Genomic DNA, 20,823 nt, shown 5'->3' with positions numbered 1-20,823 from the left:
CGGGGCCTTCCGGACATCAGGACGGGTCGAGCAGGGCGGGCTTGCGCCGGCGCACCCAGTTCGTCGCGGCATCGTAGGCGGCGCCGAGTTGCAGGCAGGCGCGCTCGCCGTTGTTGGGGCCGACGATCTGGATGCCGGACGGGCGCCCGGCGGGATCGAACCCCGCCGGGACGTTCAGAGCCGGAAGGCCGCTCATGGTGACGGGAATCACCACCTCCATCCAGCGATGGTAGGTGCCCATGGCCCGGCCGCCCACGGAGGTCGGCCAGCGCTCCGCGACGTCGAAGGGGAACACCTGCGTCGAGGGCATGACGAGGAAGTCGTAGCGTTCCTGGAAGCGGCGCACGGCCTCGTACCAGGCGGTGCGGCCCTCCTGCGCGGCGGTGACCTGATCGGCGTTGAGCGCCAGCCCCCGTTCGACCTCCCAGACCGCCTCGGGTTTCAGGAGGGCGCGATAGGCCGGCTCATCGTAGAGGGGCCGCAGGTTGGAGGCGGTCATCCAGGCCCGCAGGGTGAGCCAGTCGCGCCAGACCTTGCCCATGTCGAAGCGCGGCCGGTCCCACTCGACCCGGGCCCCCAGCGCCTCGAAGGCGGGCAGCGCGTTACGATCGAGGTCGAGCACGCCCGGCTCGAAGGGGATGTGGCCGCCGAGATCGTCCAACCAGGCGATGCGCGCGCCCGTGAAGTCCCGCTTCAGGTCCTCGGCGAAGATCGCCGGGTCCTGCGTGTTCGAGTAGGGCACCCGCGCGTCGTAGCCGGCCTGCACCGAGAGCAGCAGGCCGATATCGGCCGGAGAGCGCCCGATCCCGCCCGCGACCCCGAGGCCGGGGGTGAAGGCGTCCTTGGTCTCGATCGGGATGCGGCCGTAACCGATGCGCAGGCCGAAGAGGTTGTTGAAGGCGGGCGGGTTGCGCAGCGATCCGGCATGGTCGCTGCCATCGGCGACGGCTTGCATGCGCAGGGCCACCGCCACGGCCGCGCCGCCGCTCGATCCCCCCGAGGTCTTGGTCGGATCGTAGGCGTTCCGGGTGGCGCCGTAGACCGGATTGAAGGTCTGCGACCCGAGACCGAATTCCGGCATGTTGGTCTTGCCGACGAGGATCGCGCCGCTCCTGCGCAAGCGCTTGACCATGATGGAATCGGCGGCCGCGATCCGGTCGCGGAAGATCGGCGACCCTTGCGTGAAGGGCAGGCCCTTGACCGCATCGATATCCTTCACCGCCAGGGGGACGCCGTGCAGGGGCCCGAGGAACTCGCCGCGCGCGGCCTGCGCGTCCCGCTCCTCGGCGGCGCTCAGGAGGTCGGTGCGCTCGCGCAGGGCCACGATGGCGTTGACCACCGGATTGAGCCGCTCGATCTGGTCGAGATATGCCGTCATGACCTCGACGCAGGAGACGCGGCGGGCGTGGATCGCGGCCGAGAGGTCGACGGCGCTGAGGTCGAGGATGTCCGTGGTCGCGTCCTCGCCCGTCGACGGCGGCACGGCCGCGGCGATGGATGGGTCTGTGCTCATGCGCTCGCTCTGGAACACCTAACGCGCGGACCGCTCGCCCTCAGACCGGCAGGCGCCGCTCCTGGAAGGCATGGCAGGCCACGCCCTCGAGGAGGGCGGGGACTTCCGCGCGGCAGCGCTCGTTCGCGAAGGGGCAGCGCGGGTTGAAGGCGCAGCCCGAGGGAGGATCGATCGGGTTCGGGATCTCGCCGGAGACCGGGATGCGCTTGCGTCCGGTGAGGCCGATATCCGGCACCGCATCGAGCAGCATGCGCGTGTAGGGATGTTTCGGAGCACGGAAGAGTTCCCGTCCGTCTGCGATCTCGACCACGCGTCCCAGGTACATCACGCCGATGCGGTTCGCCATGTGACGGACGACGGCGAGGTTGTGGCTGATGAACAGGTAGGTCAGGCCGAGCCGGTCCTGAAGGTCGCGCATCAGGTTGAGGATCTGGGCCTGGACCGAGACGTCGAGGGCCGAGGTCGGCTCGTCGCCCACCAGGAACTCGGCCTCGGAGGCCAGCGCGCGGGCGATGGCGATGCGCTGGCGCTGGCCGCCGGAGAACGCGTGCGGGTATTTCACGCCGTCGTCGGGATGCAGGCCGACGAGGCCGAGGAGTTCGCCGACCCGGCTGCCGATGGCCGCCTCGCCGTGCAGCAGGTTGAAGGCCCGGATCGGCTCGGCGACGATCTTCCGGACCCGCCAGCGCGGGTTCATCGAGGCGTAGGGGTCCTGGAAGATCATCTGGATGCGGCGGCGCAGGCGCCGGCGCGCCGCCGCCTCGCGCGGGTCGGTCATCGAGACGCCGGTGATGCGGACATCGCCCTCGGTCGGGGCAAGCAGTCCCACGACCATGCGGGCCACGGTCGATTTGCCCGAACCGGATTCGCCGACGAGCGCGAAGGTCTCGCCCCGGCGGATGCTGAAGCTGACGCCGTCGACCGCGCGCAGGATCTGCTTCGGCTGGCGCTCGATGACGCGGCTCAGCCAGGGGCGCGAGACGTCGAAGGTGCGGCGCAGGCCCTGGATCGCCACATAGGGCGTGTCGGAGGGCCGGGTGTCCGTCTCGGGCAGGGGCATCACGGGCGCGTTCATGCGGCGGAGGCCTCCGAACGGTCGTAGAGGTGGCAGGCGACGCGGTGGGCGCCGACCGGGATCGGGTCGGGCCGCTCGACCACGCAGCGCGTGAAGGCCGATGGGCAGCGCGGGTTGAAGGCGCAGCCCTTCGGAATGTTCGAGAGGCGCGGCATCGACCCCGGGATCTGCGCCAGCCGGTCGGTCTCCTGCGCCAGGGTCGGGATCGCCCCCATCAGGCCCTTGGCGTAGGGGTGGAGGGGGTTCTGCACCACGTCGCGCACGGGACCGATCTCGGCGATGCGCCCGGAATACATCACCGCCACGCGGTCGGCGGCCTCGGCGATCACGCCCATGTCGTGGGTCACCAGCATCACGGCGGTGCCGCGCTCGGTGCCGAGGCGCTTCAGCAGCGCGATGATCTGAGCCTGGACCGAGACGTCGAGCGCCGTCGTCGGCTCGTCCGCGATGATGAGTTCCGGCTCGGCGGCCAGCGCCAGGGCGATCACCACGCGCTGGCGCATGCCGCCCGAGAATTCGTGCGGGTATCCGTCGATCCTCCGTTCGGGCGCCGGGATGCCGACCTCCGCCAGGAGGTCGATGGCGCGCCGGCGGGCGGCCTTCTCCGAAAGGTCGGTGTGGGTGCGGATGGTCTCCACGATCTGCCGGCCGACCCGGTAGAGCGGGTTGAGGCTGGTCAGCGGGTCCTGGAAGATCATGCCGATGCGCCGGCCCCGGATGCGCCGCATGGCCTCGGGGGACAGGTCGTCGATGCGCTCGCCCTTCAGGAGGATCTGCCCGCCGACGATGCCGCCGGGCGGGTCGATGAGGCCGATGACGGCGGAGCCGGTGACGGATTTGCCGGCGCCGGATTCCCCGACGACGCCGAGGATCTCGCCCCGCGCGATGTCGAAGGAGACGTCGTCGATGGCGGTCAGGGTGCCGCGCCGGCCCGCGAAGGCGACGCGCAGGTTGCGGACCGAGAGGACGGGCTCTGTCATGGCGACCCTGTCACTGCAATCTGGGGTTCAGGGCGTCGCGCAGCCAGTCGCCCAGCAGATTGATCGCCAGCACGAGGCCGGCGAGCGCCAGGCCCGGAAAGGCGACGATCCACCACTCGCCGGAGAACAGGAAGCGGTTGCCGGTGCGGATCAGGGTGCCCAGCGACGGCATCGAATCGGGCAGGCCGGTGCCGAGGAAGGACAGCGTCGCCTCGGTGATGATGGCGAGCGCGAGATTGATCGTGGCGATGACGAAGACCGGCCCGAGCACGTTGGGCAGGACGTGGCGCACCATGATCACCGGCGAGGACAGGCCGATGAGCCGCCCGGCCTGAACATAGTCCTTGTTCTTCTCGACCAGCACTGAGGAGCGCACGGTGCGGGCGTACTGCACCCAGAACGACAGGCCGATGGACAGAACGATGAGGCCGATGGCGGCGTTCGCGTCCATCTGGCTGCCGAGGGCCGCCTTGGCGACGCCGTCCACCACGAGCGCGATCAGGATGGCCGGGAAGGTGAGCTGCACGTCGGCGACGCGCATGATCAGCGTATCGATGACGCCGCCGAAATAGCCCGCCACCAGCCCGAGCAGGATGCCGAGGAAGCCCGAGACCACTACGCCGAGGAGTCCGACCACGAGGGAGAGCCGCAGGCCGTAGAATACCGCCGAGAGCACGTCGCGGCCCTGGTCGTCGGTGCCGAGGGCGAAGGGCGAGACGCCGTCCGCGTACCAGAGCGGCGGCAGGCTGGAATTCATCAGCTCGAGCTGCGCCGGATCGTAGGGGTTCTGCGGCGAGATCCAGGGGGCCGCCACCGCGAGGAGGAAGAACAGGAGGGTCACCGCGAAGGCCCCCATCGCCAGCTTCGAGCGCCGGAAGCTGGCATAGAGGTCGGAATCGCGGAAGCGGGCAAGGGCCGAGCGCTTCGGGGCGGGCAGGATGTCCTGCGTGGACGCCTTCATGCGCTGCGCCCCGTGGAGAGGCGCAGGCGGGGATCGACGATGGTGTAGAGCACGTCCACCACGAGGTTGATGACGACGAAGATGGCGGCCACCAGCAGCAGGTAGGCGGCCATGATGGGGATATCGACGTTCTGGACCGCCTGGACGAAGAGCAGCCCCATGCCGGGCCACTGGAACACCGTCTCGGTGATGATCGAGAAGGCGATGACCGAGCCGAGTTGGAGCCCCGCGATGGTGATGACCGGCACCAGGGTGTTCTTCAGGGCGTGGCCGAGATGGATGGAGCGGGTGGTCAGCCCGCGCGCGCGGGCAAAGCGGATGTAGTCGGTGCGCAGCACCTCCAGCATCTCGGCGCGCACGAGCCGCATGATCAGGGTCATCTGGAACAGCCCCAGGGTGACGGAGGGCAGGATGAGGGCGCGCAGGCCCGAGGCCGTGAGGAATCCGGTCGTCCACCAGCCGAGGCGCACCGTGTCGCCCCGCCCGAAGGAGGGCAGCCAGCCCAGGGTCACGGAGAACAGGAAGATCAGCAGGATGCCGATGAGGAAGGTCGGCAGGCTGATGCCGACGAGCGAGATCGCCAGGAACACCTTGGCGAGCCAGGTCTCGCGCCTGAGCGCGCAATAGACCCCCATCAGGATGCCGACGGTCAGCGCGAAGATCGTGGCGCAGAGCGCGAGTTCGAGGGTCGCGGGCATGCGCTCGGCCAGCAGCGCCGAGACCGGCTGGCGGAACTGGTACGACGTGCCGAACTCGCCCCGGACCACGTTGCCGGCATAGCGCAGGAACTGCACCGCCACGGGATCGTCCAGCCCGAGGTCCTTCCGGATCGCGACGCGCTCGGCATAGGGCGTGTCGACGCCGACGATCTGGTTCACCGGGTCGCCCGCGAAGCGGAACATCGAGAAGGCGATGAGGCCGACCGCGAACAGGACGGCGATGGATTGCAGGAGGCGCTGGAGGACGAAGGCGATCATGGGTGGATGTCTCCGGCCGTGTCGCCGAGCGCGCCCCGCCGATCAGCAGTCGCTGGGCCGACCATGCGTCTTCTCACGGCTGCTTCGAGACCCAGTACAGCATCAGCATGTTGTCGGGACGCTGGGTCAGCGTGACCTTCTTCGAGACGCCCCAGGCCAGCGCCTGCTGGTGCAGCGGGATGAAGCCCCAATCGGTCTGGATGGTCTCGAAGCCTTCCTTGATCTCGGCATTGCGCTTGGTCTGGTCGGTCTCGGCCTCGACCGAATCCGCCAGGGCATCGACCTTCGGGTTGCAGTAATTGCCGAGGTTCCAGTTGCCCCGGCCGGGCTTCGATCCGTTCCGGCAGCCCGCGATCTCGAACAGGATGTTGTGCGAATCCTGGGAGGAGGGGGTCCAGCCGACGAGGTAGAACGAGGTGTCGTAGGCGGGCGCCAGCACCTTGGCGAAGTACTTGGCCTTGGGCTGGGCGTTCAGGTTCACCTTGACGCCGACGCGGGCCAGCATCGAGACCACCGCCTGGCAGATCGCCTCGTCGTTGACGTAGCGGTCGTTCGGGCAGTCCATGCCGAGCGAGAAGCCGTCCGGGTAGCCGGCTTCCGCGAGCAGGGCCTTGGCGCGCTTGGGGTCGTAGTCGGGCCGCTTGAACTCGGAGGCGCGCGGGTAGAGCACCGGTGCGATCAGCAGGGCGGAGGGCACCGCCTGCCCGCGCATGACGCGCTTGGCGATCGTCTCCTCGTCGATGGCCCGGTAGAAGGCTTCGCGCACGCGCACGTCCTTGAACGGGTTCTTGCCCTTGACGTTCGAGTCCTTCAACTCGTCGCGGGACTGATCCATGCCGAGAAAGATCGTGCGCAGTTCCGGCCCGGCCATCACGGTGGCGGTGCCGCTGGAATTCACGCGCTGCGCGTCCTGCAGCGGCACGGGGTCGATCCAGTCGACCTCGCCGGAGATCAGGGCGGCGACCCGCGTGGCATCGTTCTGGATCGTGGTGAAGATCGCCTCGTCGAGGTTCGATTCGACCTTGCCCCAGTAGTTTGGGTTCTTCTTGAACACCGTGCGGACACCGGGCTGGTGCTCGCTGATGATGAATGGGCCGGTGCCGTTCTCGTGGAGGGCGGCGTAGCTGGTGGAGGTGGCGCTCGGCAGGGTGGGTGCCACGGCGCCGTTCTTCTCGGCCCAGGATTTCGACATGATGTACCAGGTCGAGAACTGGTACAGGGCGATGGGGTTCGGTGTCTTCAGCACCATGTCGACCGTGTGGTCGTCGACCTTCACCCAGGTGGCGTCGGCCGGCACGTTGGTGGTGAAGTTGGAACCCGGCGCCCGCACGCGGTTGGCGGAGAAGATCACGTCGTCGGCGGTGAAATCCGAACCGTCATGGAATTTCACGCCCTTGCGCAGGTGGAAGCGCCAGCGCGTCGGCTCCGGCGTCTCCCACGATTCCGCCAGCATGGGGACGATGTTGAGATCCTTGTCGCGCGTGGTGAGCGAGTCGAACACCGCGCCGTGCATGCCGATGGTGAAGCTTTCCTTCAGCGAGTAGGGGTCGAGGGATTTGATGTCGCCCTGGAACGCGAAGCGAAAGACGTTGGCGGCCTGAGCCGGACCCGTGACGGCCAGCCCGAGGAACCCGGCAAGGGCCGTCGCCGACACGAACGCTTTGAGCGTGGAGTTCAACAAGGCTTCGATCCTCTTCGTGTCTGCCGTCCGCGCGCCGGGCGTCACCGCCGCCTGGAACCCGCACCTTGGCATGGATCGGGCCAACTCCGAACCGGCTCGCGCGCGCCGTCCACGCCCCGTCGGCCTCCGGCCCCGGCCAAGGCCGCGCGGTCGTCCGCCTGAAAGTCGATCCGTCGCGCTTCCCCGGTCGAGGTGTTGATCCTAGATCGACGAAGCAGTTCGGACCCGGCGGGAACAAGAAAGACGAAACGCTACGCGGCCATAAACCTAGGTTAGTGTTTGAAATCACATGAAGCGGCAACAGGCGCTTACAGGGTCCGAGGACGCAGGCTGAGGGCGGTGATCTGCGTGCAATCGATCCGCGTGCTCCGAAGCGTTGATCCGAAAGACAGGTACATGGCGTCGCCGGATCGAGGATCTGTCGGGCAGGCCGGGCATTGGCTGGCCGCGATCGGTGCCGGCTCGCCCTATCGGTCGTCGTCCTGCCTCTTCGATGGTTCGGCGGGCAGGCCGTTCGATCCGAGGCCCCATCCCGGATCGGCGGATCATCGGTCTCGGGCCCGGCGACCGCATCAGGGCCATGCGTGAGATCCCGTGACAGACGCCCTTGGTACGGATGCCGATTTGCCCCCTCGTTTGCCCGCTTCGCCCCCCGACATCGTCAATCCGTTCGTGCGAAAGCTCGAGGGCTTCGGGCCGCTCTCGGGCACCGATCGCGCGCTCCTGGAGCGGCTCAGCGCCGGTGGCCACGTCATCGGGCCACGGATCGACCTCGTGCGTGAAGGCGACGCGCCCGATGGCGTGATCCTCGTCATGGAGGGCATCGCCTGCCGCCAGAAGCACCGGGCGAACGGGGCGCGCCAGATCACGGCCTATCTCGTGCCGGGCGACGCCTGCGATCTCGACGTCGCGCTGGTCACGCAGATGGACCATACCATCACCACGCTGTCCCCCTGCCGCGTCGTGCGAATCCCGACCGATCACGTCAAGCGCCTGATGGACGAGCATCCCGCCGTCGCGCGGTCGCTGCGCATCTCGACGTTGGTGGACGAGGCCACCTTGCGCGAGTGGCTGGTGAACGTGGGCTGCCGCTCCGCCATCGAGCGGATCGCGCACCTGTTCTGCGAATTGCTGGTGCGACTCCAGGTTGTGGGTTTCGCCAGCGAGGATTCCTACGAATTCCCCGTCACCCAGCTCGATCTCGCCGACACGGTCGGCCTCTCGAACGTGCACGTAAACCGTTCGCTTCAGGAACTCCGGCGTCAGGGGGTGATTGAACTGAAGGGCAGGACGTTGAAGATCCTGGATCGTCAACGCCTCAGGTCGATCGCAGAATTCAACGCGAAGTACCTGCACCTGGGAACGCGGGCCGCGGCATGAGCATGAAGCTACAGCCCGTTCAGATCGCGACGGGCAGCAACGACCGCGAGAGCCGCTTGGTTTTCGAGAACGGGCTGCTTGTCGCCGTGCTGGTCCAGCTGTCCGGCGAGCATGATTCCCAGGCGGGAAAGTGGTTCCTGGAGATCGGTTTCGGACGCGTCGAAGATCCTCACGCACCGCTCTTCGACGATCTCGCCCATGCGCAGGACTGGATCGTCCGACAACTCGGCACCGACGCACCGCGCGCCTGAGCGCCGCTCACGCCTCGAGCCGCCGCGTCCATGCGCGAGGCGGACACGAAACGACGCTGGCGGATCGCGGCACGGTTTTGACCTTTGTGAGTGCGGGCTTGCGTGAGGCCGGGCAGACTCGACGGGTCGGGCACGCGTTGCTCGACCGGGTCTCGTCGATGCTTTGCCCCCCGATCGTATCGGCGAGACCCCGTTCCGACGGCCCTCGCGTCCATCGGATCGTCCCGCGCCGAAGAGCTGCGTCGACGAACCGATGCGGACCCTGGATCAGCCGTTCGATGCCCGCACGCGCAGGAAGGCGTCGACGCAGGCCGGATCGAAATGCGAACCGGCATTGGCGCGGATGTGATTGAGCGCTTCGGCCTCGCTCCACGCTTTCTTGTAAGGCCGTTCCGACGTCAGCGCATCGAACACGTCGGCGATGGCGACGATGCGGCCGGATAGCGGGATCGCCTCGCCTTCGAGCCCCAGCGGATAGCCGGTTCCGTCCCAGCGCTCGTGATGCGTGGCCGCGATCTCGGCGGCGAGCTGCATCAGGCTCGACGAACTCCCCTCGAGGATGCGCTTGCCGCGCTCCGCATGGTTCTCCATCACGCTGCGCTCCTCCGCCGTCAGCGGCCCGGGCTTCAGCAGGATCGAATCCGGCACGCTGATCTTGCCGACATCGTGCATCGTCGAGGCGAGGCTGAGCTGCTCGACCTGATCCTCGGGAAGACCGAGGCCGGTGCCGATCACGGTGACGAGGCCGGCGACGCGCGCCACGTGGTTGCCGGTCTCGTTGTCCCGGTGCTCGGCGGCCTTCATCAGCATCAGGACGATCTCGCGCTCGCGGGCCGCGATCAGCGCTGTGGCGGCCTTCACCTCGCGGTCGAGCCAGGCCGCGCGGTCCATCTGGTCCAGGCGCGCCTGGTTGAGGGCCAGGAGGTTGGACACGCGGGCCCGGATCTCGACGGCGTCGAAGGGCTTGGCGAGGAAGTCCGTGGCGCCCGCCGCCAGGGCTTCGCGGCGCAGGCTGCGCTGGTCCAGGCTCGTCACCATGACGACCGGCACGTGCTCGAAGCCCGGGACCTGTCGGGCCGCCTGGATGAACTCGACCCCGTTCATCCCCGGCATCTCGAAGTCGGAGATCGCCACGCCGATCCGCGCCGCGTTCTCGCGCACGAAGGCGAGGGCGTCGGCGGGCCGGGTGAAATCGCGGACCGTGCAGTCGGGCAGATCCCGGATGACCTCGGCGAGCAGCAGGTTGTTGAGCGGGGCGTCGTCGAGGATGAGCACGAACATCGAGGGTTCCGTATACCAGTCCCTGCGACGGTCGACAGGGCCACGGCTGAGCGTCGGGCAACCGGTGCCCCTGGTCAGGCGATCCGGCTCGATCCCTTCGATACCAGAACGGAGCCGTTGTCGCGTGCGTTCACGGGTGGTGGGGTCGTGATGTTCGCTGAAGTCCGCCGGCCGTGACGTTCGCGCATCGGCCCTCGCCGTGCGCGTTCCCGCCATGTCCTGAACCCGCCCTGTCCTGAAAAGGGACGCTCGAGCCCTGTCCGCTCGCAGGTGTGTGAATGCAGACACCGGTGCGGTCCCGCGCCGGATGAGTGTTGCGCCACGAACCTCACGAGCCCGTCGTTCGGGCCGGAGATGGCTGTCGTCGAAGCACCGGGCGTCCAAGCCTTCGTGCGCGAGAGACCGACCGGTCAGTAAATCAAAGCGCGCCGCGGTGACGACCGGCATGTGCCCGCCGAAAGATCCGGGCGATCCAGGTCGGGCACAGACGCCATCCGGTCGGGCTCCGTCGGCGCTCCGAGGTGGGCAGGCAGGCGCGCAGAGAAGGACTCAGGCGTGGGTCGAGACGGTAGAAAGGCATGGCTTCGCCATTCGGGCGCGAGATCGGGAAACGGGTCGTGCGCGACCTGCCGTAACGTCCTCAGAGGGCGACGAACAGCAATCCCACGACCGAGACGGCCAGCACGGCGCAGAGGATCAGGTCGATCGCCAGGATCGGTTGCTGCCGGATCATCGTGCGGAAGGGATTGGGATGGAGGAGCGGAGGCGTCATGTGCATCAGCGCGCTCCTCGCAGAAGGGGTGTCGCCGCCGTCCGAACGGGGGACGGAGGAAGGACGGCGGCGACCTGCATCGCCTCGGCGGCCGTTGGCTGGGGGGCGGAATCAGCCAGATGGATGCCGAGAGCGGGCAGTCCGAGAGCGGCGAGCACGAGCAGGCCGCGCGTGAGAAACAGGAGGTGGAAACGAAGCGCGACGTCCGATCCCGCAGGGCGGTCGAGTTGCAGCGGCGGAAGGTCGGACACCGTGCAATTGGGCCTCAGGGGAATCATCGAGCGTCTCCGTGGGAAATATTACCACGCCAAATTTTCTATGTGTGCAAATTTCCCACGTCAATGCGAAAAATCGAGAAACGGGGTGTGAGCACGCACGGTGTGGGATTGTCTCCCACGCCTTCGCCGCTAAGATGGCGGTATGGCCGATCCGTCCGAAACACTGTCCGAGGGCGCGAGCCTGCATGCCCCGGTCGCGCGCCTGCTGCGCCCGCTGGTGCGCCTGTTCGTGGCGCGCGGCATCACCTTTCCGGCCCTGACGACCCTCCTGCGCGAACTCTACGTGAATGTCGCGGAATACGACTTCGCCCTTCCGGGCAAGGAACAGACGGACAGCCGCGTCAGCCTCCTGACGGGTATCCATCGCAAGGAGGTCAGCCGTCTGCGCGGCGCCGGCGCGCCCGTCAGCGTCGTGCCGTCGGTGGTCTCGCGCACCAGCCGGATCATCGCGCGCTGGCTCGCCGATCCCAAATTCACGGATGCGAACGGACAACCCCTGCCGCTCGTGCGGGCGGGCGAGGCCGACGCACCGTCCTTCGAGAGCCTGGTCGCCGCCGTCACGCGTGACCTGCGCCCCCGCGCCGTTCTCGACGAGTGGCTCGACCGCGGCCTCGTGATCGCCGATGCGGATGGCCGCATCGTCCTGGCCGAGGCGGCCTACGTGCCCAAGGGCGGCAGCGAATCGCACCTGTATTATTTCGGCCGCAACCTCCACGACCACATCGCCGCGAGCGTCGCCAACATCACGGAGCCGACGCCGCGCTTCCTCGAACGCGCCGTTCATTACGACGGCCTGTCCAAGGAACTCGCCGAGCGTCTGGAGGCGAGGGCGCGCGAGATCGCCATGGAGGCGCTGCAGCAGGCCAACCGCGAGGCGCATGCCGCCTGCGAGACGGATCCGGGCGGCAGCCATCGCTGGAATTTCGGTCTCTACGTCTATGCCGAGGATACGCCACCCACGGCGGCCAAGGCGTGAGGGGGACGTCCATGCGCGTTCCCACCCGTCGCGACGCCCTGCGCCTGCTCGGTTCGGCACCCCTTGTCCTCGCGGCGCGGGCCGATCCGCTCCCGCCGATCCGCGATCAGGGCATCGGCGGCACGGGGGCCCGCCCGAGCCATCCGCCCGGTGACGGCCCGGAGGAGGGGGGGGACCGCGGCCTCGGTGGCACCGGCGTCATCGGAACGATCCGCCGCTTCGGCTCGATCATCGTCAACGATCTGCGCATCGCCTATCCGAAGAATGTCGCGGTGCGCATCGACGGAGCCCCCGCCTCCGTCTCGGACCTGAAGATCGGTCAGGTGGTCCGCGTCGTGGCGCGGGTGAACGGAAGCGGGCTCGCTACACGCCGCATCGACGTGACCAGCGAAGTCGTTGGACCCGTGGAGGCGGTGGGCAAGGGAACGCTGACCGTGCTCGGGCAGCGCGTCGCCGTGCCGGCCCGGCTTTCCGGCACCTGGAGCGTGGGGGACCGGGTCGCGGTGAGCGGCCTGCGGCGGCCGGACGGCGTGGTGGTCGCGAGCCTCGTCGAGGGCCGCGCGTCGGGCCCCGCCCATGTCGCCGGGCGCATCCGGCGTACCCAGGATGGTGGCGCGATGCTGGGTGGCCTCCGCCTGATCGGCGTCGAGCCCCGGCATCTCGGCCATCGCGCCACGGTGACGGGCGAGATGACCGGGGATGGCTTCAGGGTCACCCAGGTCGACGAAGCGCGCGCTCTGTTCGTTCCGGGGCTGCATCGGGTTTCCATCGAGGCGTATGTCGGCCGGAACGGCAGCGGTCTCCACCTCGGTTCGGGATACGATGTCGCCGGGGCTCCGAGTTCGAGCTTGCCTCGGCGCGGAAGCGTGCGGGCCATCGTCACCGCCGAGACGTCCGGGAATGGCCGCCTCACGGTCGAGCGCCTGCAGATCGACCCGCGCGGCAGCGTGCGACCGGATGAACCGGGCCCCGGCGAGCGCGGGATGCCGCGTCTCGACGGCGTCCGCCCCGAGTTCTCGCGGCCCGGGGGCCTCCCCGGTACGCCGCAGCACCTCGACATCGATACGCGGTCGCCCGGCGGTCCGGGCGCGGGTGGTTTCGGCGGTCACGGCGCCGGTTCGGGCAGCGGCTTCGGTGGTCCGGGTGGCGCCGAGCGGCCCGGGGGCTTCGAGCGACCCGGGGGCTTCGGTCGCGGTCCGGGCGGTGGTCCCGGCGGTGGAGGAGGCCCCGGCGGTGGAGGAGGCCTTGGCGGTGGAGGACCTGGCGGCCCCGGCGGCCGCTGATCCGGCCGCCGCCATCCAGGTCAGATCGCCCGTGCCCGGGTCGGGCGGGCATCCGCGAGCAACGGCACACCCAGGCCCTCGCCGAGTCGGACCCGGCAGCGTTTGAGGCTGGCGAAGGCGGTGCCGGAATCGCGGGCGAGGTGAATGAGCGGGCGGATCTGTCTCGGATCGCGCGCGACCGCCGACAGAACCGCCAGGATGTCCGGTTCGCCATTCGGCTTCAAGGCCTTCGCCGCAAAGGCAGGAATGGCGCGCGCGGCGGGATCGCAGACGATGCGCAGGGCCGCGAAGGGCAGTCCGTGCCGTTCGGCGAACGCCGCGGACACGTGGGATTCCATGTCGACGCCCACGCATCCGGTTAGTGCTCGGGTCGCGGCCTTCCCGGCGACGGTCAGCACCGCCTCGTCCACGCCCGCGAGCGCGCCGGAGCGGACCCGCGCGCCGGCTTTCGTCAGAGCCTTCAGCAGCGCGTCGGCGATCGCCGGATCGGCCTCGAAGCGTCGGTCCACGGAGACGATGGCCGAGGCGATCAGCACGTCGCCGGGTCGCAGGTCGGGCTCGAGTCCCCCGGCGATGCCGAAGCTGACGACCGCGCGACAGCCCGGCTCCGTCCGCCTCGCGAGGAGGGCACGCAGGCGGACCGGATCTCCGCCCGCCCCGATGGCGAGAACGCCCGGCCCGGCCGCCAGCCGCGCCTCCTTCGCCAAGCCGGTGACCGCGAGGACGGGGAGAGACGAGGACGCTCGGTCGCTGATCATGCGGCTCTTCGGTTCGACGCGGCGTGGCCTGTCGCCGGACAACGTCTCCGGCGAGGCGCGGAGCCCTACATCCCGAAGGCGACGTTCCGGGTGTTGCTGCGCTGCAGGTTACGGTAGCGGGCCATGGCCCAGAGCGGGAAGAACTTCGGGTAGCCGTGATACCGGAGATAGAACACGCGCGGGAAACCCGTCGCGGTGTAGCGCTCCTCGGACCAGAACCCGTCGGCGCCCTGCGTCCGCGTCAGGTAGTTGATGCCGCGCGTCACGGCCGGATCGTCGGCCTCGCCCGCCGCCATCAGCGCGAGCAGGGCCCAGGCCGTCTGCGAGGCGGTGGAATAGCCGGGCTCGAAGGCCGGATCGATCTTGTAGGAGGATGCGTCCTCGCCCCAGCCGCCATCCGGGTTCTGGATGCGGATGAGCCAGGCCACGGACTTGCGGATCTCCGGCGCGGCCGGATCGACGCCGGCGGCGTTCAGGGCACACAGCACCGACCACGTGCCGTAGATGAAGTTCATGCCCCAGCGTCCGTACCAGGAGCCGTCCTCCTCCTGATCGTTCAGGAGGTAGGTGACGCCACGATCGAGGGCCTTCGAGCTGTCCCGGGTCTCGCCGAGCTGCGACAGCATCGAGACCACGCGGGCGGTCACGTCGGCGGTGGGCGGGTCGAGCAGCGCGCCGTGATCCGAGAACGGGATGTGGTTCAGGTAATGGTGATTGTTGTCGGCGTCGAACGCCGCCCAGCCGCCATCGCTGGATTGCAGGCCCTCGACCCATTCCCGGGCGCGGGCGATCGAGCCGGCATAATCCGGCACGTCGGCGACGAGGCCGTGCTGGCGGGTCGCCCGGTCCATCGCCATGACGACCACGGCGGTGTCGTCGAGGTCCGGGAAGTGCGGGTTGGCGTACTGGAACGCCCAACCGCCCGGACGGACGTTCGGCCGGCCGGCCGCCCAATCGCCCTTGATGTCGAGCACCTGGAGGGGCTTCAGCCAGTCGAGGCCGCGCCGGGCCTGATGCTCGGCGTCGGGACCGCCGGCTTCCAGAAGTGCGTGGCCGGCGAGCGCGGTGTCCCAGACCGGGGACAGGCAGGGCTGCACGTAGGCCTCGTGTTCCTTGACGACGACGAGCTTCTCGATCGCCTCGCAGGCGATCCGCACCTGCGGGTGATCGTGCGGGTAGCCGAGCACGTCGTACATCAGCACGGTGTTGACCATGGCGGGGAAGATCGCGCCGAGGCCGTCCTCGCCGTTCAGGCGCTCGCTGACCCAGGCCACGGCCTTGTCGGTCGCGTGGTCGCGCGGCTTCTTCGGAAAGTACTCCTGCGTGACCTGGAGCATGCGGTCGATCGCGCCGAAAATCGGCGTCCACGGCCAGGTCGCGTGCGGACTGCCGGGCCAGGTGCGCACGGTCTCGGGCGGGGCCACGAACAGTTCGGGGATGCCGATGCCGCGCGGATTCTTGGCGAGCGGCTTTCTCGCCTGGATGACCAGCATGGGCACGATCACGCAGCGCGCCCAGTACGAGACCTTGTCGAGGTGGAAGGGAAACCACTTCGGCAGGTGCATGATCTCGACGGGCATCACCGGGACGGCGCGCCACGGGACCTCACCGAAGAGGGCGAGCAGGAAGCGGGTGAACACGTTGGAATTGGCGGCCCCGCCGCGCGAGAGGATCGCCTCGCGCGCCCGGCGCATGTGGGGCGCCTCGATGGAATCGCCGCTCATCTTGAGCGCGAAATACGCCTTCACACTGGCGCTCATGTCGAACGGCCCGTCATGGACCAGGGCCCAGCCGCCGTGCTTGCCCTGCGTGCGCCGCAGGTAATTGCCGATCTTGGTTTCCAGATCCGCCGGAATCTCGGTGGCGCGGAACTGGTGGAACATGATGTACTCGGACGGGATGGTCGCATCCGCCTCGAGTTCGAAGCACAGGTGTCCGTCCGCATGCACCAGACCCGTCAGGGCCTGGGTCGCGCGCACGACGCCGCGCTCGACGTCCTCGAGTGAGATTTCCTGAGTCTTGGGGCGTTGCAGCGCCTCGACCTTCTTGAATGCGTCCCGCATCGTCCTCGCCTCACCGGCCGCGCAGGCGGCCGCCATACCTCACGCCGCGCCGCGTGCCGGTGCCTGTCCACACGTCCCGGCCGTTCGGCCGAGGGCATGCGCGGCGGTCGTTCCCGAACGGATCGCTCCCTCGATCGTCGAAGGCAGACCGGTCGCGGTCCAGTCGCCTGCCAGGACGAGATTCCGATGGCCCGTCGCGGCGCCGGGGCGCCGCGCGGCCTCGGCGGGCGTTGCCGCGAAGGTCGCCCGCTTCTCCTTGACGATCTGCCAGCTTGGCAGTTCCGGCGCAAGTCCGGTCAAAGTCACGATCTCGTCCCAGATCCGACGTCCCAAATCTTCGCGCGGGACGTCGAGCAGTCGATCCGCGCCGCTGATCGTCACGGACAGACGATCCGGATAGGCGAATAGCCATTCCGTCAGTCCGTTCACCACGCCGAGCAGTAACGGCGAGCCCGGCGGCGGAACCACGGCAAAGTGCGCATTGACGATCGAGCGGTGGCTCTGCGGCGCGGGCAGGCCGGGCAGAAGGTCGCTGGCGACCCAGGCCGGCAGCGCCAGGACGATGCCGTCGTCGGGGCCGAGGGCAATCGATTCGTCGCCGAAGACGAGGCCGTCGATCCGGCCCTCGCCCAGGGTCAGGCTGCGCAGCCGATGACCGAAGCGGAGTTCCGCGCCACGCGCCGTCAGGTACTCCACGGCCGGATCGACGAAGGCCGCCGAGAGGCCGCCCACCGCCACGAGGGGCCGGCAGGCCTTGCCGCCCGCGCCCAGGGTCTCGCGCAGGATCGTCGCCGCGAGGCCGGTGTCGCTCTCCTTCGGGTCGGTGTTCAGAGCCGCCAGCAGCACCGGGTGCCAGAGGCGTTCGTAGAGCGTGCCCGAGCAGGCCATGCTCTCGCCGATGGTGCCGCCCTGTCCGGGCGCCTTGCCGGCGGCCGCCTTCAGAATGCCGAGGGGCGCGAGGTAGTCGCGCGCCGAGGTTCCGGGAACCCGGCGCGAGGCCTGGAGCACCCACCACGGCACCCGGCCGGCATTGGGGCGCAGGGTCCAGCGCTCGCCGGTCTTCAGATCGGCGAAGGGAAAGGCGGCCTCGACCGGCCCGCTCAGCGCGCTGTCGGGCGCGCCGATCGTCTTCATGAAGCCGAGCGCCGAGGTGTTGCCCGACAGGAGCAGGTGGTTGCCGTTGTCGATGGTCAGCCCGAGGGTCGGATCGTAGTACGAGCGGCAGCGGCCGCCGGCCTGCTTGGCGGCCTCGTGCACGACGACCCGTTCGCCCCGCTCGACCAGCGAGACGGCGGCCGACAGCCCTGCGAGGCCCGCGCCGACGACGTGAACGGTCCCCGCCATCAGACGATCCCGTGCCGGAGGGCGACGCCGAAGAGCGCGAGCTTGCTCGGTTTCACGCGCGCGCGCGGCTTGGCCCAGCCCCGCGCCAGGACGGCATCGAGGTAGAGCCGATAGGCGGCGGCCATCAGGCGGGGCGCCTTCGTCACCTTGCGGGGACAGCGGGCGATGATCTCCCAGGTCGCCCGGTAATGCGCATCGGCCTCCGCCGCGACCTGCGCGCAGACTTCGCCGATGCGCGGATGGTCGACCGCCTGCTGCGGCGTCGGTGCATCGAGCCCGATCGCCGCGAGCTTCTCGCGCGGCAGGTACAGCCGGTTGCGCTCCGCGTCCTCGTCGATGTCGCGCAGGATGTTGGTGAGCTGCAGGGCACGTCCCTCGTGGTGGGCGAGGGCGATGCCTTCCGCCTCGGAGACGCCGAAGATGCGCACGGACAGGCGCCCGACCGCGCTCGCGACCCGGTCGCAGTAGAGGTCGAGGGTGGCCTCGTCGGGCGCGATGATATCCTCGAAGGCGTCCATCGCCATGCCGTCGATGACGGCCTGGAAATCCGCGCGCAGCAGGCCGTAGCGCCGGATCGGCACCACCAGATCCTGCACGCGCGGCGCCGGCCGCCCCGCGTAGAGGTCGTCGATATCGGCGCGCCAGCGATCGAGTTCGGCGGCGCGAACCGGCGCGGGGCCGCCATCGTCGGCGACATCGTCGACGGCCCGGCAGAAGGCGTAGACGGCGTACATGGCCTCGCGGCGCTCCGGCGGGAGCAGCCGCATCGCGGTGTAGAACGAGGAGGATTTCGCCGGGAGCGCCGCGACCTCGGTCGGGGGGCCTTCAGCGGCGGGGGACACGGTCGCGCTCACGGGCGGGTCTCCCGCGCCAACGGGCGATGGGCTTGCCGCAGGGCCTGGGCGCGCAGCGTCCGGCCGCGCAACGGGCGGCGAGCCAGCGTCGCGGCGATGCCGCCGAGCGCCGTCAGCGCGAAGGCGGCCTTACCGTGATGGACCTTCTCGCTCAACGGATCACGCTCCATCAGGCCCCGGCACAGCACGACGGCGAGGCGGTGGATCGCGGCGATCTCCAGGCTCAGGCGAAGGTCCGCGATCAGGTCGGGCAGCACCGCGCCCTCGTCGAGGAGCAGCATGGTGCGCTCGGCAAGCTCGCGGATGGTGCCGCGCAGGGCGGGCGAGGCCTTGTCGGCCCCGAGTTCAGAGATCGCGGCGCCATGCCGGTCGAGGGCATCCTGCGGGATGTAGACCCGGTCGATCGCCCGGAAATCCTTCCCGCAATCCTGCAGGTGGTTGATGATCTGGAGCGCGGCGCAGATCGCATCGGACGGTCCCCAGACCACATTGCGATCCTCGCCGTGGACGTCGAGGACGTAGCGCCCGACGGGCATCGCCGAGAGCCGGCAATAGGCGATCAGTTCGTCCCAGTCGGCGTAGCGGTTCTTGCGCGCGTCGAGGCGGAAGGCGTCGAGGAGTTCGAGGGCGTGCGTCGGCGCGAGGCCGCGCGCGGCGAGTTCGCGCCGAAGCGGCTCGGCGGCGGAATCCGAGGGGCTGGTCCCGGTGAGGTCGCCCGCCAGCGCATCCAGCAGCGCGAGCTTGCGCTCCGGGGTCAGGCCGGTGTGGTCGGCCACATCGTCGCCGGCCCGCACGAAGTCGTAGAACGCGAGGATCGCGCTCCGGTGCCTCGGGTGGATCAGGTGGGACGCGACGGGGAAGTTCTCGTCGCGATAGCCCTTGCCGGTGCGCGCCTCGGTGGCCGTCTGGATCCTCGCGCTCATTTCAAACGTCCTTCCTGGCGAAACCAGGCGATCGCGTCCGACAGGCCTTCGCGGTAGGGCCGGGCGCTGTAGCCGAGTTCCGCGCGCGCCTTGGCGTCGGTGAAGAACATGCGGTAGCGCGACATCTTGATGCCATCGATCGTGGCGAAGGGGGCCTTGCCGGTGAAGCGGGCGATCTGCTCGGAGACGAAGGCGATCGGGTAGACCACGGCGCGCGGCAGGTTCACGGTCGGGGCCTTCCGCCCGATCATGCCGGCGATGTCGGCCAGCATCTGCGAGAGCAGGACGTTCTCCCCACCCAGGATGTAGCGCTCGCCGGTGCGACCGCGCTGGAGCGCCAGCAGGTGCCCGGCCGCGACGTCGTCCACGTGGGCGAGGTTGAGGCCCGTATCGACGAAGGCCGGCATCCGGCCGAGGGCCGCCTCCAGGATGATGCGTCCGGTCGGCGTCGGCTTGACGTCGCGCGGGCCGATCGGCGTCGAGGGATTGACGATGACCACGGGCAGGCCGTTGCGGGCCGCCATCTCCTCGACCACGCGCTCCGACACGACCTTGCTGCGCTTGTAGGCGCCGATCGCGGTGCCGGGGGTGAGGGGGCGGTTCTCGTCGGCGGGCGTGCCGTCGTCATGCGGCTTGATGGTGGCGACGCTCGACGTATAGACGATGCGCTCGATGCCGGCCCGCAGGGCCTCCTCCATCAGGATGACGGCACCGTCGCGGTTGGTCGCCACGATCTCCTCGGGATCGGGCGCCCAGAGGCGGTAATCGGCGGCGGCATGGACGAGGTAGCGCTGACCCTGAAGTGCGCGGGCGACCGCGGCGCGGTCACGCATGTCGCCCTCGACGACCTCGACGTCGGTCCAGGTCAGGTTCGTGCGCGGCGAGGTGGCGCGGACCATGATCCGCACGGGAAAGCCCGCCTTGCGGAACACGTCGACCAGGGCGGCCCCCAGGAAACCGCTCGCGCCCGTGATGAGAACCGGGCCGGCATCGAACGGGCCGGAAGAGGTCGCCTGGGGCATTTCTCTCGTGGGTCTGAGAATCTCGACGTGAGACGGGTCCGAACCGACGTTCGGACCCGCCGATGGCGCGCTTTTGTCATCGAAACCGGTGCCGGACAAGCGCAACGGAGCCACACACGGGCGGTGCCCGCGCGGGTCACGGAAGGGTGGCGCGTCAGGCGAGGCGCAGGCGCCCCGACTGGCCGGCCTTCCGTTCGGGCAGGGTATCCTTGACGGTCTTGACGATGGCGGCGGCGTCGAGGCCGGCCTCGGCGTACATCGCGTCGGGCGCGTTGTGGTCCTGGTAGCTGTCCGGCAGCGTCAGCGTCCGCACCCGCACCCGGCCCGCATCCAGCGCGCCCCGCTCCGAGAGCAGGTGCAGCACGTGTGCGCCGAAGCCGCCCACCGAGCCCTCCTCCAGCGTCACCAGAACCTCGTGCCGGCCTGCCAGATCCAGGATCAGCGCCGCGTC

20 protein-coding genes are annotated in these 20,823 nt (G+C 69.4%); 4 read left to right on the top strand and 16 right to left on the bottom strand.

Features of this window, described 5'->3' with window-relative positions; genetic code table 11:
• Positions 1–16: 16 nt before the first annotated feature.
• The 6 genes from MKK54_RS02435 to MKK54_RS02410 all read right to left on the bottom strand — a co-directional run bounded on the left by MKK54_RS02435 (position 17) and on the right by MKK54_RS02410 (position 7,187).
• Positions 17–1,513, bottom strand: coding sequence for an amidase (locus tag MKK54_RS02435; RefSeq protein ID WP_244008911.1), 1,497 nt, complete (start codon positions 1,511–1,513; stop codon positions 17–19).
• Positions 1,514–1,553: 40 nt separating this feature from the next.
• On the bottom strand, positions 1,554–2,573 hold the full coding sequence (locus MKK54_RS02430) for an ABC transporter ATP-binding protein (protein WP_244008962.1): 1,020 nt from the start codon (positions 2,571–2,573) through the stop codon (positions 1,554–1,556).
• A gap of 11 nt (positions 2,574–2,584) precedes the next feature.
• Positions 2,585–3,568 (bottom strand): ABC transporter ATP-binding protein, encoded by a 984-nt coding sequence (locus tag MKK54_RS02425; protein ID WP_244008910.1) that lies wholly within the window; start codon positions 3,566–3,568, stop codon positions 2,585–2,587.
• Between the two features lie 10 nt (positions 3,569–3,578).
• The gene (locus MKK54_RS02420) at positions 3,579–4,529 is read right to left on the bottom strand and encodes an ABC transporter permease (protein ID WP_244008909.1); all 951 of its coding nucleotides are present in this window, start codon (positions 4,527–4,529) and stop codon (positions 3,579–3,581) included.
• Positions 4,526–5,506, bottom strand: a complete 981-nt coding sequence (locus tag MKK54_RS02415; RefSeq protein ID WP_244008908.1) for an ABC transporter permease — start codon at positions 5,504–5,506, stop codon at positions 4,526–4,528. The genes MKK54_RS02420 and MKK54_RS02415 overlap by 4 nt, the downstream gene beginning before the upstream one ends.
• Before the next feature lie 73 nt (positions 5,507–5,579).
• Positions 5,580–7,187 (bottom strand): ABC transporter substrate-binding protein, encoded by a 1,608-nt coding sequence (locus MKK54_RS02410; protein WP_409564115.1) that lies wholly within the window; start codon positions 7,185–7,187, stop codon positions 5,580–5,582.
• A gap of 594 nt (positions 7,188–7,781) precedes the next feature.
• On the opposite strand from MKK54_RS02410, the gene MKK54_RS02405 reads away from it, so the two are divergent.
• Together MKK54_RS02405 and MKK54_RS02400 are read left to right on the top strand one after the other, a co-directional pair.
• On the top strand, positions 7,782–8,567 hold the full coding sequence (locus MKK54_RS02405) for a Crp/Fnr family transcriptional regulator (protein WP_313898370.1): 786 nt from the start codon (positions 7,782–7,784) through the stop codon (positions 8,565–8,567).
• Complete coding sequence (locus MKK54_RS02400) at positions 8,564–8,818, top strand: hypothetical protein (RefSeq protein WP_244008906.1); 255 nt, start codon at positions 8,564–8,566, stop codon at positions 8,816–8,818. Before MKK54_RS02405 ends, MKK54_RS02400 begins: the two co-directional genes overlap by 4 nt.
• A 267-nt stretch (positions 8,819–9,085) precedes the next feature.
• Here MKK54_RS02400 and MKK54_RS02395 read toward each other — a convergent pair whose 3' ends face one another.
• The 3 genes from MKK54_RS02395 to MKK54_RS02385 form a co-directional block, all read right to left on the bottom strand.
• On the bottom strand, positions 9,086–10,099 hold the full coding sequence (locus MKK54_RS02395; protein WP_244008905.1) for an HD-GYP domain-containing protein: 1,014 nt from the start codon (positions 10,097–10,099) through the stop codon (positions 9,086–9,088).
• Between the two features lie 640 nt (positions 10,100–10,739).
• Positions 10,740–10,877, bottom strand: a complete 138-nt coding sequence (locus tag MKK54_RS02390; RefSeq protein ID WP_244008904.1) for a hypothetical protein — start codon at positions 10,875–10,877, stop codon at positions 10,740–10,742.
• Entirely contained in the window at positions 10,877–11,149 is a 273-nt protein-coding gene (locus MKK54_RS02385) for a hypothetical protein (protein ID WP_244008903.1), read from the bottom strand. Before MKK54_RS02385 ends, MKK54_RS02390 begins: the two co-directional genes overlap by 1 nt.
• A gap of 142 nt (positions 11,150–11,291) precedes the next feature.
• Between MKK54_RS02385 and MKK54_RS02380 the strand changes: the two genes are divergently transcribed.
• A complete protein-coding gene (locus MKK54_RS02380; protein WP_244008902.1) occupies positions 11,292–12,125 on the top strand; it encodes a DUF6502 family protein in 834 nt (277 codons plus the stop codon).
• Between the two features lie 11 nt (positions 12,126–12,136).
• Positions 12,137–13,408 (top strand): DUF5666 domain-containing protein, encoded by a 1,272-nt coding sequence (locus tag MKK54_RS02375; RefSeq protein WP_244008901.1) that lies wholly within the window; start codon positions 12,137–12,139, stop codon positions 13,406–13,408.
• Between the two features lie 20 nt (positions 13,409–13,428).
• On the opposite strand, the gene MKK54_RS02370 is transcribed toward MKK54_RS02375, so the two are convergent.
• From MKK54_RS02370 to MKK54_RS02340, 7 genes are all read right to left on the bottom strand, one after another.
• Positions 13,429–14,166 carry a phosphorylase gene (locus MKK54_RS02370; RefSeq protein ID WP_244008900.1) on the bottom strand — a complete coding sequence of 246 codons (738 nt, stop codon included), beginning with the start codon at positions 14,164–14,166 and terminating at the stop codon, positions 13,429–13,431.
• Between the two features lie 65 nt (positions 14,167–14,231).
• Complete coding sequence (gene shc, locus MKK54_RS02365; RefSeq protein WP_244008899.1) at positions 14,232–16,229, bottom strand: squalene--hopene cyclase; 1,998 nt, start codon at positions 16,227–16,229, stop codon at positions 14,232–14,234.
• A 39-nt stretch (positions 16,230–16,268) separates the two neighbouring features.
• Positions 16,269–17,573, bottom strand: coding sequence for a hydroxysqualene dehydroxylase HpnE (gene hpnE / locus MKK54_RS02360; RefSeq protein WP_244008898.1), 1,305 nt, complete (start codon positions 17,571–17,573; stop codon positions 16,269–16,271).
• Positions 17,573–18,427, bottom strand: coding sequence for a presqualene diphosphate synthase HpnD (gene hpnD / locus MKK54_RS02355; RefSeq protein ID WP_244008897.1), 855 nt, complete (start codon positions 18,425–18,427; stop codon positions 17,573–17,575). The genes hpnE and hpnD overlap by 1 nt, the downstream gene beginning before the upstream one ends.
• Positions 18,424–19,350, bottom strand: coding sequence for a squalene synthase HpnC (hpnC, locus tag MKK54_RS02350; RefSeq protein WP_244008896.1), 927 nt, complete (start codon positions 19,348–19,350; stop codon positions 18,424–18,426). The genes hpnD and hpnC overlap by 4 nt, the downstream gene beginning before the upstream one ends.
• The gene (hpnA, locus tag MKK54_RS02345; protein WP_244008895.1) at positions 19,347–20,372 is read right to left on the bottom strand and encodes a hopanoid-associated sugar epimerase; all 1,026 of its coding nucleotides are present in this window, start codon (positions 20,370–20,372) and stop codon (positions 19,347–19,349) included. Before hpnA ends, hpnC begins: the two co-directional genes overlap by 4 nt.
• A gap of 154 nt (positions 20,373–20,526) precedes the next feature.
• Positions 20,527–20,823 (bottom strand): transketolase C-terminal domain-containing protein (locus tag MKK54_RS02340; RefSeq protein ID WP_279597128.1); only part of this gene is annotated, 297 nt, incomplete at its 5' end.

The organism is Methylobacterium sp. J-068 (genome assembly GCF_022829445.1).
GTDB lineage: Bacteria > Pseudomonadota > Alphaproteobacteria > Rhizobiales > Beijerinckiaceae > Methylobacterium.
Note: the sequence above shows the minus strand (reverse complement) of the source record. Positions and strands in the feature narration are given on the sequence as shown.